12 protein-coding genes are annotated in these 13,449 nt (G+C 72.9%); 2 read left to right on the top strand and 10 right to left on the bottom strand.

Going from position 1 to position 13,449, the window contains the following annotated elements; all coding sequences use genetic code 11:
* Positions 1-101: 101 nt before the first annotated feature.
* The 8 genes from ACZ60J_RS30955 to ACZ60J_RS30920 all read right to left on the bottom strand — a co-directional run bounded on the left by ACZ60J_RS30955 (position 102) and on the right by ACZ60J_RS30920 (position 7,344).
* Positions 102-515: a DUF3151 domain-containing protein gene (locus ACZ60J_RS30955; RefSeq protein WP_469686914.1), complete on the bottom strand. Its 414-nt coding sequence runs from the start codon at positions 513-515 to the stop codon at positions 102-104.
* Positions 516-642: 127 nt separating this feature from the next.
* Entirely contained in the window at positions 643-1,665 is a 1,023-nt protein-coding gene (gene fbaA, locus ACZ60J_RS30950) for a class II fructose-bisphosphate aldolase (protein WP_254382380.1), read from the bottom strand.
* A gap of 254 nt (positions 1,666-1,919) precedes the next feature.
* Positions 1,920-2,459, bottom strand: a complete 540-nt coding sequence (gene pyrE / locus ACZ60J_RS30945; RefSeq protein ID WP_250748753.1) for an orotate phosphoribosyltransferase — start codon at positions 2,457-2,459, stop codon at positions 1,920-1,922.
* A gap of 21 nt (positions 2,460-2,480) precedes the next feature.
* Positions 2,481-3,269 (bottom strand): aldose epimerase family protein, encoded by a 789-nt coding sequence (locus ACZ60J_RS30940; RefSeq protein WP_469686912.1) that lies wholly within the window; start codon positions 3,267-3,269, stop codon positions 2,481-2,483.
* Positions 3,270-3,334: 65 nt separating this feature from the next.
* The gene (locus ACZ60J_RS30935; RefSeq protein WP_469686910.1) at positions 3,335-4,207 is read right to left on the bottom strand and encodes a CoxG family protein; all 873 of its coding nucleotides are present in this window, start codon (positions 4,205-4,207) and stop codon (positions 3,335-3,337) included.
* 55 nt (positions 4,208-4,262) lie between these two features.
* A complete protein-coding gene (locus ACZ60J_RS30930; RefSeq protein ID WP_469686908.1) occupies positions 4,263-5,945 on the bottom strand; it encodes a polyamine aminopropyltransferase in 1,683 nt (560 codons plus the stop codon).
* Between the two features lie 159 nt (positions 5,946-6,104).
* Positions 6,105-6,704: a DUF2617 family protein gene (locus ACZ60J_RS30925; protein ID WP_469686906.1), complete on the bottom strand. Its 600-nt coding sequence runs from the start codon at positions 6,702-6,704 to the stop codon at positions 6,105-6,107.
* 376 nt (positions 6,705-7,080) lie between these two features.
* Entirely contained in the window at positions 7,081-7,344 is a 264-nt protein-coding gene (locus tag ACZ60J_RS30920) for a hypothetical protein (RefSeq protein WP_469686904.1), read from the bottom strand.
* A 137-nt stretch (positions 7,345-7,481) separates the two neighbouring features.
* On the opposite strand from ACZ60J_RS30920, the gene ACZ60J_RS30915 reads away from it, so the two are divergent.
* Both ACZ60J_RS30915 and ACZ60J_RS30910 read left to right on the top strand, forming a co-directional pair.
* Positions 7,482-8,666: a pyridoxal phosphate-dependent aminotransferase gene (locus tag ACZ60J_RS30915; protein WP_469686902.1), complete on the top strand. Its 1,185-nt coding sequence runs from the start codon at positions 7,482-7,484 to the stop codon at positions 8,664-8,666.
* A 124-nt stretch (positions 8,667-8,790) separates the two neighbouring features.
* Positions 8,791-9,972, top strand: a complete 1,182-nt coding sequence (locus tag ACZ60J_RS30910) for a mannosyltransferase family protein (protein ID WP_469686900.1) — start codon at positions 8,791-8,793, stop codon at positions 9,970-9,972.
* A 65-nt stretch (positions 9,973-10,037) separates the two neighbouring features.
* Here ACZ60J_RS30910 and ACZ60J_RS30905 read toward each other — a convergent pair whose 3' ends face one another.
* Both ACZ60J_RS30905 and clpB read right to left on the bottom strand, forming a co-directional pair.
* Entirely contained in the window at positions 10,038-10,589 is a 552-nt protein-coding gene (locus tag ACZ60J_RS30905; protein ID WP_407838025.1) for a type III secretion system chaperone family protein, read from the bottom strand.
* Between the two features lie 209 nt (positions 10,590-10,798).
* Complete coding sequence (gene clpB, locus ACZ60J_RS30900) at positions 10,799-13,384, bottom strand: ATP-dependent chaperone ClpB (protein ID WP_469686898.1); 2,586 nt, start codon at positions 13,382-13,384, stop codon at positions 10,799-10,801.
* Positions 13,385-13,449 lie beyond the last annotated feature (65 nt).

Below are 13,449 nucleotides of genomic sequence, written 5' to 3'. Positions count from 1 at the left end.
ATAGGTCCGTCGTGCCGCAGGGCTTCAATAGTCAGTGGCGTACGTCACGTCCCGCCACCGGGCGGGCCCGTGAGGAGCCCACCCGGGCGGGAGCGTCCGCGTCAGGCGCCGAGGACGTCCGCAGCCGTCTCGGAGGAGTCGCGCAGGAAGGTCGAGCAGCGCTCGTACTCCTCCTTCTCGTCGATGGCGCCGGCCGCGCGGGCCAGGGCGTTCAGGGCGCGCAGGAAGCCGCGGTTCGGCTCGTGCTCCCACGGCACCGGGCCGTGGCCCTTCCAGCCCGCGCGGCGCAGCGCGTCGAGGCCGCGGTGGTAGCCCGTACGGGCGTACGCGTACGACTCGACCGTGCGGCCGGCCTCGAAGGCCTCGTCGGCGAGGAGGGCCCAGGCGAGGGAGGACGTCGGGTGCGCGGCGGCCACCTCGACGGCCGGGGTGCCCGCGGCGATGGCGGCGATGCCCGGCTCGTCGGGCAGGTGGGTGGGGGCGGGACCCCCGAGGAGGTTCTGGTGAAGAGACATGCGCCCCAGTCTGGCGGATGGCGGACGCCGGCATGCGCGAAGGGCCCGGCCCCGCCGTCCGTGGACGATGGAGCCGGGCCCTTCCGGTAGGCCGCCGCGGCGCGAGCCGCTGCCGCTCTGAGCGCTGCTACTTGAGCTTCGTGCCCGTGGAACGCAGGTTCGCGCAGGCCTCGGTGACGCGCGCGGCCATGCCGGCCTCGGCGGCCTTGCCCCACGTGCGGGGGTCGTACTTCGACTTGGTGCCGACCTCGCCGTCGACCTTCAGGACCGCGTCGTAGTTGCGGAACATGTGGTCCACGACCGGGCGGGTGAAGGCGTACTGGGTGTCGGTGTCGAGGTTCATCTTCACGACGCCGTTCTCCAGCGCGGTGGCGATCTCCTCGGCCGTGGAGCCCGAGCCGCCGTGGAAGACGAAGTCGAACGGCGAGGACTTGCCGTACTTCTCGCCGACGCCGGCCTGGAGGTCCTTGAGGAGCTCGGGGCGCAGGACGACGTTGCCCGGCTTGTAGACGCCGTGCACGTTGCCGAAGGAGGCGGCCAGCAGGTAGCGGCCCTTCTCGCCCAGGCCCAGGGCCTCGGCGGTGCGCAGCGCGTCCTCGACGGTGGTGTACAGCTCGTCGTTGATCTCGTGGCTGACGCCGTCCTCCTCGCCACCGGTCGGGGTGATCTCGACCTCGAGGATGATCTTCGCGGCGGCGGCCTTGGCGAGCAGCTCCTGGCCGATGGCCAGGTTGTCGGCCAGGGTCTCGGCGGAGCCGTCCCACATGTGCGACTGGAACAGCGGGTTGAGGCCGCGGGCCACGCGCTCGGCGGAGATCTCGAGCAGCGGGCGGACGTAGCCGTCCAGCTTGTCCTTGGGGCAGTGGTCCGTGTGCAGCGCGACGGTGATGTCGTACTTGGCGGCCACGATGTGCGCGAACTCGGCCAGGGCGGCGGCGCCGGTGACCATGTCCTTGTTGTACTGGCCACCCAGGAACTCCGCACCACCGGTGGAGATCTGGATGATGCCGTCGCTCTCGGCCTCCGCGAAGCCGCGCAGTGCAGCGTGCAGGGTCTGGGTCGAGGTCACGTTGATCGCCGGGTAGGCAAACTTGCCTGCCTTCGCCCGGTCGAGCATCTCGTTGTAGACCTCGGGGGTTGCGATGGGCATCTGTCCGCTCCTTGGATGTGCGGGGAGTGTGCTTATTGCGGGCCCTGACCTGGGGGCGACGTTGCCGTCGTGCCCATCTTTCCAGACTCGCGCCCCCACTCCACCTCCACGACGGCACCGCGAGCCCCGATCCGGGTGGAGTGTTTCACGTGAAACACTCCACCGAACCGCAAAGGCGCAGGTCAGGGCCTACTTCCGGAGGTCCGGGGACCTAAGTCACCAGTTGTGCGGAAGCACGACCCACCGTCCAAGGGTTAGGACAAACCGAGGTCGTCCAGCTGGTAGCCCGTGAGGTAGGGCAGGCCGGCGGCCGCGATGGCGTCGGCCGCGCCGCGGTCGACGATCGTCGCGACGGCGACGACCTCGCCGCCGGCCTCGCGGACCGCCTCGACGGCGGTCAGCGGGGAACCGCCGGTGGTCGAGGTGTCCTCGACCACCAGGCAGCGCTTGCCCTTCACGTCGGTGCCCTCGATGCGGCGCTGCATGCCGTGCGCCTTCTGCGCCTTGCGGACGACGAAGGCGTCCAGGCGGGCGCCGCGCGCGGCGGAGGCGTGCAGCATCGAGGTGGCGACCGGGTCGGCGCCCAGCGTCAGGCCGCCGACGCAGTCGAACTCCAGGTCGGCGGTGAGGTCGAGCATGACCTGGCCGACCAGCGGGGCGGCCTCGCCGTCCAGGGTGATCCGGCGGAGGTCGATGTAGTAGTCGGCCTCACGACCGGAGGAGAGGATCACCTTGCCGTGCACGACGGCCTTGTCCTTGATCTGCTGCAGAAGCGCATCGCGTACGTCACTCATGGCCCCGAGCTTAATTGGGCACTACCCGAGCCGCCGCCACGTCCACGTCGTGGAGATCTCCAGCGGGTCCACGGGGGTGACCAGCTGGGGGAGGCTGTTCAGCCCGTTCGGCGGACCCGACTGCGGTTCCACGCAGACGGCCTCGGGCTCCTCGTCGTAGACGACCACCCATTCGGAGCGGCTGGTGACCTTCAGCTCCAGCGCGTCGGGCCAGGTGAGGGTGACGTCGACCCCGTACGGCATGCCGAAGCAGTCGTCCCAGGGGCCGGGCTTGGGGTCGATGCGGTTGCCGGTGGGCAGGTGGTCGGCTCCGCGCTCCTCCTGCCAGGCGGCCTCGAAGTCGATGCGCACGTCGGACCCGCCCTCGGTGAGGCTGCGCCGGAACCAGGGGTGCCAGCCGGCCTGCGCCGGGAAGGAGTCCCCGTAGGTCTCGATGCCCATCGTCAGCGTCAGTGCGTTCTCGCCGAGCTCGAAGATCTGGGTGACCAGGCCCTCGTACGGCCACGGATCGGCGAGCGGGTACGTGAAGGCGGCCTCGGTGGCGGTGGCCCGGGCGCGGCTCCAGGCGGCGTCGCGGCCGAAGCCGTGGATGGCGTGCGGCGGGTGGTTGAGCGGGAGCTGGTGCAGGGTCGCACCGTCCTGGAACTGCCCGTCCCTGGTCCGGCCGCACCACGGGACCATGGGGAAGGACCCGTAGTGGTCCCCCTGCCTCAGCAGCTCCGTCCCGTCGATGCGCAGACTGCTGATCCGGCAGCCGTTCTCCTGGTCGATGGTCACCTCGGCGCCGCCGGCGCGCAGTTGCGTACTCATGCCATGACCTTAGTCAGCCCGGCGGGGTGATCAGGGCCGTGCGGGGATGCGGGCGGGTCCCCGGGTCAGCGGCGGCGGCGCAGGGCGCGGCCCAGGAGGACCGCCGAGGCCACCGCCACGGCGGCGGCCGGGGCGATCCAGCGCAGGCCGGCACCGGCCGAGGCGGAGGTGGGGGCCGGGACCGGGGCGTAGCGACCGCGTGGGGGCGCGTGGTCGACCTCCTCCGCGCTGCGGCCGATCATCGTGCGGCGGGCGTGCGCGGCCTCGGCGGGCGGGCGCGGGGGGCCGCCGAGGTCCCCCAGGTCGGCCATGCCCTCGAAGGTGCCCTCCAGGAACGGGTCCAGGGACGGGGGTGGGACCTCTGTGTCGAACACGGACGCGGTGACCTCGGTGAACCCCGGGCCGGGGTCCTCCCGGTCGGAGTCGGAGTCGGGGCCGGCGTCGGAGTTCACCGGGTCGGCTCCCGCGTCCACGTCCGCCCCCGCGTCGGCGGGCCCGGTGCCGCCGTCGACCGCGAGGGCCGCGAGGTGCCCGGCGGCCCGGTCCAGGAGGCGGTGCGCGGCCGTGGCGGCCGCGTCGGGGGCGAAGGCGGCGGCGCGGCCGTCGGCGGCGGCCTCGGCGGTGAACTCCAGCAGGGTGCCGCCGTCCGCCCCGGTCAGGAGCAGCGCGAGGGCGAGCTTCACGGTCCCGCTCCCCCGCACCTCGGTGCCCTCGCCGGTCAGGGTGAAGCGGTCCGGGTCCTGCTCGGTGACGGACAGGGTGCCGCGGTAGGTGACGGTGTGTCCGCCGACCCGCACCTTCAGCCGGCCGGACAGCGGCCCGGCCTCCGTATCGGCGTCCTGCTGGAGCCCCGGCACGCATCGCGCCAGCCGGGCGGGGTCGCGCAGCACGGCGCGGACGTCGGCGGAGGGGACCGGTACGAACACCTGATGCTCCATGCGAACGAGCCTACCGACGCGGCAGCCCGGCCACGAGTACCACGACCACCCCGGCCTACGAGTACCTCGGGTGCGGCAGCGTCGACGGCGGAAGCCCCGCCACCCGGGTGCGCTCCGTGTCCCGGGCCGCGTCGGCCAGGGACTGCGTGGACAGGGAGCGCAGGACGGGCGTCTCCCGGTCCACCCGCAGCGGGGGCACGCCCTCGCGGGCGGCCAGCACGAAGCCCCAGTCCTGCGGGAGCTTCGCCGCGGAGGCGGCGGTCGCGCCGAGCACCCGGTCGGGGCCGGCGGCGAAGCCCGAGAGGCGGCCGCCCGCGCTGTACGGGGCGGTGCGCAGGCCGGCCGCGCGCAGGGTGGCTTCGACGGTCCAGTAGGTACGGGGCCTGGTGCCCGGGGGCCCCGCGTGGACGGCGAGCCGCCCGCCGGGGCGCAGGGCCCGCGCGGCCAGCCCGTAGAACTCCTGCGAGTACAGCTTCGTGCTGGGGGTGATCCCGGGGTCGGGCAGGTCGGAGACGATGACGTCGAAGCGGGCCCGGGCGGCGGGTGCGCGCAGCCAGCGGAAGGCGTCGGCGGTGACGACGTCGAGGCGGGGGTCCTCGTAGGCGCGCCCGTTCAGCTCGGAGAGCTTCGGGTCGGTGCGGGCGAGCCGCACGACGCCGGGGTCGAGCTCGACGACGGTGACGGAGGCGACGTCGCGGTAGCGCAGCACCTCGCGGGCGGCGAGGCCGTCGCCGCCGCCGAGGACGAGGACGCTGGCGTGGGTGCCGGTCATCGCGGGGTGCACGAGGGCCTCGTGGTAGCGGTACTCGTCGTAGCCGCTGACCCGCAGGCGGCCGTCGAGGAAGAGGTCGAGGGAGCGCGGTGAGCCGTTCGGGGGACCGGTGAGGACGAGTTCCTGCACTCCGGTCTGGACGGCGACGCGGACCTCGCCGCCGTAGACGGCGCGGCGGGCGACGCGTTCGAAGTCGTCGGCGAGGACGGTGGCGCAGCCGAGGACGGCGAGGACGGCGAGGTTGACGGCGACGAGCAGCCAGCGGGCGCGGCGGGTCAGGTCCCGGCGGAACAGCCACAGGACGAGGCCGCCGCCGGCGACGACGTTGACGGTGCCGGTGAGCATGGCGCCGGTGAGCTGGCCGAGGACGGGCAGCAGCAGGAAGGGGAAGGCGAGGCCGCCGACGAGGGCGCCGACGTAGTCGGCGGCGAACAGGTCGGCGACGGCGCCGCCCGCGTCCTGTCTGCGGATGCGCTGGATCAGGACCATCAGGAGCGGGATCTCCGCGCCGATGAGCACACCGATGGCGAAGGAGAAGGCGACCAGTGCGGGCCGGGACTCCCCCAGCCAGGCGAAGCTGGCGTAGAGCGCCAGGGCGGAGAGTCCGCCGAGCAGGGCGAGGCCGGCCTCCACGAGGGCGAAGCCGAAGGCGGGGCGGGTGCGCAGGGCCTTGGCCAGCAGGGATCCGACGCCCATGGCGAAGACCATGACGGACAGCACGACCGACGCCTGGGTGACGGAGTCGCCGATGAGGTACGAGCCGAGGGCGAGCAGCTCCAGTTCGTATACGAGCCCGCAGGCGGCGCAGACGAACACGGTGGCCAGGACGAGGAGTCGGCCGGTCCTGGGCCGTACGGGCAGGGTGGCCGGGACACCGGGGGCGCGGCCCACCCCGCGCGGCTCCGGGGCCGGGGGGCGGCGCCACCGGGTGCGGAGCACCCCGCGCGGGGCGGAACGGTCGATCATGAAGCGAACCGTACGTCACCGCCCGCTCACATCCGGTCACCCACATGGGTGTAAGTGGCGCACTGATTCGGGCAGTTGGCGTAACCGTCCGGCAACTCCGCGACCCCGTGACCCCGAGACCTCCGGATCCGCGCCGGCGCCCGGGGCGGCCCTTCCGGGCTAGATCAGCACCGGAGACTCCGCGGCCGCCTGCGCCGTGGCGGGTGCGGAGGCGCCGGCGCCGGCGCTCCCGCCCGGAGCCGCCGCCTGGCCGGACGCCCGTACGCCGACCCGGGTGCGCGTCGCCACCAACTGCCCTTCCTGCGGGTACGCGTGCCAGGTCCGCCACCGCACCTGGCCCTCGTAGCGCTGCGCGAGCATGGCGGTGAAGGCGTGCGGGCTGCCGGGGAAGGTGCCGGCGAGTCCGTTCGGGTGGTCCGCGACCAGCGCGAGCAGTTCCTGCGCCCGCCCCGCGAAGGAGCCGCGCGAGAGGTTCTCGACCCGCGCGGCGAACTCGTACTCCCAGTCGCCGACGCGCTTGGCCACGCCGAGCGGAAGCGGGGTGCTGCTGCCGGGCATACAGGCGACGGTCTCGGAGCAGAGCACGTCACCCTCCTCCAGAAGCACCTGGTGGGAGGCCCCGAGCAGGCGCAACTCCACTTTCGCGCCATCCAGTTCGAGGTTCAGTACGGCCAGGGCGGGCAGCCGCTCCCGACCCAGGGCCCAGGCGAGATCGGCGGCACGCGTGTCGGTATAGGTGGTCTGGAGGGTCGTGAGCATGAGTCGGCTCCGCAAACGCGCGAGGGAGATGGGCCGGGGCCCGCCAGCGGTAGTCAACGGGTGGGGGGACACCGGCACGGGTCCACAGGAAGTCCCGGGAGGTCCGGGGACTGGTCTACTCAACCGAGGGAATCATGAAAGGCACGGCACTCACAGCGTTTTTACCCAAGTTGCAGGGGTTTACATCCCCTCGGGGGCTACACAGTTCACGTGTTCAGCAACATGCCGCCCGTACGCCGTAATGCGCGGCCGTGACGTCCGAACAAGAAGACGCCCGACGGAAGTTGTGCCCGGCGGGCGCCTCACCTATGCAGGGCGCGGTACGAAGTGGTCCGGCGTCGGAACCCATGGATCCATGAGTCCATGCTGCCCCGTGTCAGCTGGAACCGCATCCTCCGCCGCCACCGCAGGACGAGGAGGAGCCGCAGCTGGACGAGGAGGAGCCACAGCTGGAGGAGGAAGAACCGCAGCTGGACGAGGAGGAACCGCAGGAGGAGTGGCCCGAGGAGCCGCTCCCGGCCCACCAGCCCGCGTCCCCGCTGCCACCGCCGCGGCCACTGCCGCCCCCACGGCCCGCCTTGACCGCCACCACGACGATCACCACGACCACCGCCACGAAGATCACTATTCCGAGGATCATCCCCCGACCCCTCTCTGCTCCCCCGGTTCCCCGGGGTGCGGGATCCCCTTCGTCCCGCGTGCTGGGGGGATTCCCGCGCCCTGCGCGGCCCAAAGCACACTTGAGCAAGTCCAGAGCTTCCCCGCAGGATTGCGCCCATGAGCGATCCCGAGCACCCCGGCCTCCCCGCCCGCCCCTTCCTCAACCGCAAGCTGGCGGCCTTCGGCACCACGATCTTCGCGGAGATGTCCGCCCTGGCCACCGCCACGGGAGCGATCAACCTCGGGCAGGGCTTCCCCGACACCGACGGCCCCGCCGAGATCGCCGAGGCGGCGGCGCGCGCGATCCGCGACGGCCGGGGCAACCAGTACCCGCCCGGCCCCGGCGTTCCGGAGCTGCGTACGGCGATCGCCGTCCACCAGCAGCGCTTCTACGGCCTGGCCTACGACCCGGACACCGAGGTGCTCGTCACCGCCGGGGCCACCGAGGCCATCGCGGCCTCGCTCCTCGCCCTCCTCGAACCGGGCGACGAGGTCATCGCCCTGGAGCCCTTCTACGACTCCTACGCCGCCTGCATCGCGATGGCCGGGGCCGTCCGGGTGCCGCTGACGCTGCGCGCCCCCGACTTCCGCCTCGACGTGGACGCCCTGCGCGCGGCGGTCACCCCGCGCACCCGCCTCCTGCTCCTGAACACCCCGCACAACCCCACCGGCACGGTCCTGACCCCCGCCGAGCTGGCCGCGGTCGCCGACCTCGCCGTCTCCCGGGACCTCCTCGTCATCACGGACGAGGTCTACGAGCACCTGGTCTTCGAGGGCGCCCACACCCCGCTGGCGAGCCTGCCGGGCATGCGCGAGCGCACCGTCACGATCTCCTCCGCCGGCAAGACCTTCTCCTTCACGGGCTGGAAGGTCGGCTGGGTGACGGGGACGCCCGAGCTGGTCACGGCGGTGCGCTCGGCGAAGCAGTTCCTGACGTACGTGTCCTCGGGCCCCTTCCAGTACGCGATCGCCGAGGCCCTCGCCCTGCCCGACGCGTACTACGACTCCTTCCGCGCGGACCTGGCCGCCAAGCGCGACCTCCTCTCCGACGGCCTCGCGGCGGCCGGCTTCGAGGTCTTCCGCCCGCAGGGCACCTACTTCGTCACCACCGACATCACCCCCCTCGGCGAACGCGACGGCCTGGCCTTCTGCCGGTCCCTGCCGGAACGCTGCGGGGTGGTGGCCATCCCGAACCAGGTCTTCTACGACGACAAGGCCGCCGGAGCCACCCACGTCCGCTGGGCCTTCTGCAAGCGCACCACCGTCCTGGAGGAGGCGGTGGAGCGACTGCGGCGGCTCTGAGCCGGCTTCGCGCCGGGGCCGGCCGGGCACGCCGGGGCCGGCCCCCGGGGGGACGGGGCCCGGCGTCGTAGGGTTTCTGCATCGTGGCGGCTTCGGCCGGGAGCCCTCCAGAGAGTCGGGACGCATGGCGACGACGCAGACGCTGCCGAGCGGCGCACGGCCCGGGCAGCGTCTCGGCCGGGGCGGCCGGATGCCCGCTCCGCTGCTCGCGCTCGGGGTGTACGCCGCCGTGCGCGGGGCCGGGGTGGCGGCGGTCGCCGTGGTGGCCTGGTGGTCCGGTCGCAGCCCCCTGCGGGTGCTCGGGGAGTCCTGGGACTCCGTCTGGTACCTGCGGATCGCCGAGCACGGCTACGGGCGGACCCAGATCTATCCCGGCATCGGGTCCGTGCAGAGCGACTCCGCGTTCTTCCCGCTCTACCCCGCCTTGATCCGCTGCGCCTCCGCCGTCCTGCCCGGCCCGCTGACCGTCGCCGCGCTGGCCGTCGCCTGGATCGCCGCGGGCGCGGCCGCCGTCGGGGTGTACCGGGTCGGGGCGCACCTGCTCGGGGCCCGCGCCGGGCTGCTGCTCGTCGCGCTGTGGGCGGCGCTGCCGCACGCCCTCATGCTGACCCTCGCCTACACCGAGCCCCTGCTGGCCGCCTTCGCCGCCTGGGCCCTGTACGCCCTGCTGCGGGGCCGCTGGGGGTGGGCGGCGGGGCTCGCCGTACTCGCGGGGCTGACCCGGCCCACCGGGATCGCGGTCGCCGCGGCCGTGACGGCGGCCCCCGCGTACGAGATCTGCCGGCGGCGGGGCCGCGCACCCGCGGCGGTGTGGGCGGCCGGGCTGGCCGCTCCCGCGGGCTGGGCCTCGTACGTCCTGCTCGTCGGCGTGCGCCGGGGGGATCCGCTCGGCGGCTACTTCGCCGTCCAGAGCGGCTGGGGCTCGCGCTTCGACTTCGGCGCGGGGGCGCTGCGCTCCGCCCGGCACGCGCTGGGCTCGCCCGGGAGCGTGGAGCTCGCCACGCTCGTGACGGTGGTCCTGCTGGCGGCCGCGCTGGTGCTCGCCGGGCTGCTGGCGGCCGACCGCGGGATCCCGCTGCCGCTGCTCGTGTACACGGGCGTGCTGCTGGTGATGACCTACGGCGGCGCGGGCTTCTTCGAATCGAAGCCGCGCTTCCTGCTGCCCGCGTTCCCGCTGCTGCTGCCGGTGGCGGCCCTCATGGCGAAAGCCCGGCCGCGCACCGCGGTCGTGGTGACCGGGGTGCTGGCCGGGCTCTCGTACGCATACGGGCCGTACCTGCTGCTCGCGTCCGGGGTGGCGCCGTAGGGCGGGCCCCACGAGGGGCCGGACGCGGGCCGTCGGGACGTACCCGGGCCGGGGACCGCGGAGACCTAGTTGGTCTCGCTGTCGCCGCCCTCTTCGTCGTCCTTCTTGTCGGCGGAGTCGACTTCCTTCTCCAGGCCGAACTGCTCGACGAGCCACTTGTCGAACTCGATCGACGCGCGGACCCAGCTGACCGTGGAGGACACGAAGTGCTCCAGGTTCACGCCGGTGCCGATCAGCATCTGCGCCTCGCCGATCAGGCGGACGGAGCCGTCGTCGTGCGTGTGGCTGTAGACCTTGGGCCACAGGGTGCGGCGGTTCCAGTCGTCGATGGACTCGAGGAGCTGGGCCTTCTCCTCGATCTTGTGCGGGCGGTCGTAGAACGTCCGCACGGAGAAGACCTGCTGCTCGTCCTCGCCGCGGAACATGAAGTACGTGCGGAAGTCCTCCCACGGCGCCGCGAGGTCACCCTCGTCGTCGACGACGTACTTGAGCTCCATCTGCTCCAGGAGCTGCTTGACCAGATCCTGGTCGGGGACGACGGGGCCCGCCGGTCCAGTGGCCTGCGGGTCGGGCTGCTGCCCTCCGAAGTTCGGAATCGAGGCCGGGTCGATGCTCACCGTGTGACTTCCCTTCGTGCGGATGCAGCCATCCTCCCCCATCGCGCCCACCCCGTGTCCACCCCGGAAGGGCCCGATCCGCGCAGGGCGGACAGGAGTATGGCCCGGGTGAGCCGGGCCCCGGGCGGGCCGGGGCCCGGCTGAGGCGGTATTGCGCCGGATTACTGCCATACAGCCCGGGCCATGAGCCCGGGGCGGTACGGCCCCGGTTACAGCGCCTTGCCGACCAGCAGGTCGTCGCCCGCCACCGAGACGCGGACGGTGTCGCCGTCGCGGACTTCGCCCGCGAGGATCTCCTTGGCCAGGCGGTCGCCGATGGCCGTCTGGATCAGGCGGCGCAGGGGGCGGGCGCCGTACGCCGGGTCGTTGCCCTTGTCCGCCAGCCAGGCCAGGGCCTCGGGGGTGACGTCGAGGATGAGGCGGCGTTCGGCGAGGCGCTGGGCCAGGCGGCCGATCTGGAGCTCGGCGATGTGGGCCAGCTCGGCCCCGCTCAGGGCGGAGAAGACCACAAGGTCGTCGAGGCGGTTGAGGAACTCCGGCTTGAAGGAGGCCCGCACCACGTCCAGGACCCGGGCCTTCTTCTCCTCCGGATCCGTGGACGGATCCATCAGGAACTGGCTGCCCAGGTTCGAGGTCAGGATCAGGATGGTGTTGCGGAAGTCCACGGTGCGGCCCTGGCCGTCCGTGAGGCGGCCGTCGTCGAGGACCTGGAGCAGGACGTCGAAGACCTCGGGGTGGGCCTTCTCGACCTCGTCCAGCAGGACGACCGAGTACGGGCGCCTGCGGACGGCCTCCGTCAGCTGGCCGCCCTCCTCGTAGCCCACGTAGCCGGGCGGGGCGCCGACGAGCCGGGCCACGCTGTGCTTCTCGCCGTACTCCGACATGTCGATGCGGATCATGGCCCGCTCGTCGTCGAAGAGGAAGTCGGCGAGGGCCTTGGCCAGCTCCGTCTTGCCCACGCCCGTCGGCCCGAGGAAGAGGAACGAGCCCGTCGGCCGGTCCGGGTCCGCGATGCCCGCGCGGGTGCGGCGCACGGCGTCGGAGACGGCGCGCACGGCCTCGCCCTGGCCGATCAGGCGGCGGCCCAGCTCCTCCTCCATGCGGAGCAGCTTCCGGGTCTCGCCCTCCAGGAGGCGGCCGGCCGGGATCCCCGTCCAGGCGCCCACGACGTCGGCGATGTCGTCCGGGCCGACCTCGTCCTTGACCATCGTGCCGCGGGTGGCCTCCGCCTCGGCCTCGGTGGCGTCCGCGAGCTCCCGCTCCAGGGCCGGGATCTCCCCGTAGAGCAGCTGGGAGGCGGTGTCGAAGTCCCCGTCGCGCTGGGCGCGCTCGGCCTGGCCGCGCAGGTCGTCCAGGCGCTCCTTGAGCTCGCCGACCCGGTTGAGGGACTGCTTCTCCTTCTCCCAGCGGGCGGTGAGGCCCCGCAGGTCCTCCTCCTTGTCCGCGAGGTCCTTGCGGATCCTGTCGAGGCGTTCGCGGGAGGCCGGGTCGGACTCGTTGTTCAGGGCCAGCTCCTCCATGCGCAGGCGGTCGACCGAGCGCTGGAGCTCGTCGATCTCCAGCGGGGAGGAGTCGATCTCCATGCGGAGCCGGGACATGGACTCGTCGACGAGGTCGATGGCCTTGTCGGGGAGGAAGCGGGAGGTGATGTACCGGTCGGAGAGGGTGGCGGCGGCGACGAGCGCGCTGTCGTTGATGACCACCTTGTGGTGGGCCTCGTAGCGGCCCTTGAGCCCGCGCAGGATCGCGATGGTGTCCTCGACGCTCGGCTCCGCGACCAGCACCTGCTGGAAGCGCCGCTCCAGCGCCGGGTCCTTCTCGATCCGCTCGCGGTACTCGTCGAGGGTGGTCGCGCCGACCATCCGCAGCTCGCCGCGGGCCAGCATGGGCTTGAGCATGTTGCCCGCGTCCATGGCGGAGTCCCCGCCGGCGCCCGCGCCGACGACGGTGTGCAGCTCGTCGATGAAGGTGATGATCTGGCCGTCGCTGGACTTGATCTCCGCGAGGACCGTCTTGAGCCGCTCCTCGAACTCGCCGCGGTACTTGGCACCGGCCACCATCGCGCCGAGGTCCAGGGAGACCAGCCGCTTGTTCTTCAGGGACTCGGGGACGTCGCCCTTGACGATGCGCTGGGCCAGGCCCTCGACGACGGCGGTCTTGCCGACGCCGGGCTCGCCGATGAGCACCGGGTTGTTCTTCGTACGGCGCGAAAGCACCTGGACGACGCGGCGGATCTCGTGGTCGCGGCCGATGACCGGGTCGAGCTTGCCCTCGCGGGCGGCCGCCGTGAAGTCGGTGCCGAACTTCTCCAGGGCCTTGTACTGGCCCTCGGGGTCGGGGGTGGTCACCCGCCGCCCTCCTCTTGCGTTCTCGAAGGCCGCGCGCAGCTTCTTCGCGGTCGCGCCCTGTCCGGAAAGGAGCTCGCCGGCCGCGCCGCCCTTGGCGGCGACGGCGATGAGCAGGTGTTCGGTGGAGAGGTACTCGTCGCCGAGCTTCCCGGCCTCCGCGTCGGCCTCGGCCAGTACGGCGAGCAGCTCGCGGCTGGGCTGCGGGGGCGCGACCGTGGATCCCGTGACGCTGGGCAGGGCGGCGAGCAGCCGGTCCGCCCCGGCGCGTACGGCGGCCTGGTCGGCGTCGGTCGCGGCGAGCAGGTCGGTGATGTTCTCGTTGTCCTCGCCGGCGAGCAGCGCCAGCAGCAGGTGCGCGGGCGTCAGGTCCGCGTGCCCGTCCTTGACGGCCCTGGTCGTGGCCGCGTTCAGCGCGTCCCGGCTCCTGTTGGTCAGCTCGGCATCCACGTGCGCCTTCTCCCTTCCCTACGTCGTGTGCTTCACATGAGTAACCTGCACAAAGTTGAGTCTAT

The sequence above is a fragment of the Streptomyces sp. NPDC104226 genome, from assembly GCF_055584085.1.
Note: the sequence above shows the minus strand (reverse complement) of the source record. Positions and strands in the feature narration are given on the sequence as shown.

Excerpts from the sequence above, each read along its gene's own strand:
- fbaA (WP_254382380.1), bottom strand. The coding sequence starts at position 1,665 with ATGCCCATCGCAACCCCCGAGGTCTACAACGAGATGCTCGACCGGGCG.
- ACZ60J_RS30930 (WP_469686908.1), bottom strand. The coding sequence starts at position 5,945 with ATGATCGACCGTTCCGCCCCGCGCGGGGTGCTCCGCACCCGGTGGCGC.
- ACZ60J_RS30915 (WP_469686902.1), top strand. The coding sequence starts at position 7,482 with ATGAGCGATCCCGAGCACCCCGGCCTCCCCGCCCGCCCCTTCCTCAAC.
- pyrE (WP_250748753.1), bottom strand. The coding sequence starts at position 2,459 with ATGAGTGACGTACGCGATGCGCTTCTGCAGCAGATCAAGGACAAGGCC.
- ACZ60J_RS30955 (WP_469686914.1), bottom strand. The coding sequence starts at position 515 with ATGTCTCTTCACCAGAACCTCCTCGGGGGTCCCGCCCCCACCCACCTG.
- ACZ60J_RS30940 (WP_469686912.1), bottom strand. The coding sequence starts at position 3,269 with ATGAGTACGCAACTGCGCGCCGGCGGCGCCGAGGTGACCATCGACCAG.
- ACZ60J_RS30920 (WP_469686904.1), bottom strand. The coding sequence starts at position 7,344 with ATGATCCTCGGAATAGTGATCTTCGTGGCGGTGGTCGTGGTGATCGTC.
- ACZ60J_RS30910 (WP_469686900.1), top strand. The coding sequence starts at position 8,791 with ATGGCGACGACGCAGACGCTGCCGAGCGGCGCACGGCCCGGGCAGCGT.
- ACZ60J_RS30935 (WP_469686910.1), bottom strand. The coding sequence starts at position 4,207 with ATGGAGCATCAGGTGTTCGTACCGGTCCCCTCCGCCGACGTCCGCGCC.
- ACZ60J_RS30925 (WP_469686906.1), bottom strand. The coding sequence starts at position 6,704 with ATGCTCACGACCCTCCAGACCACCTATACCGACACGCGTGCCGCCGAT.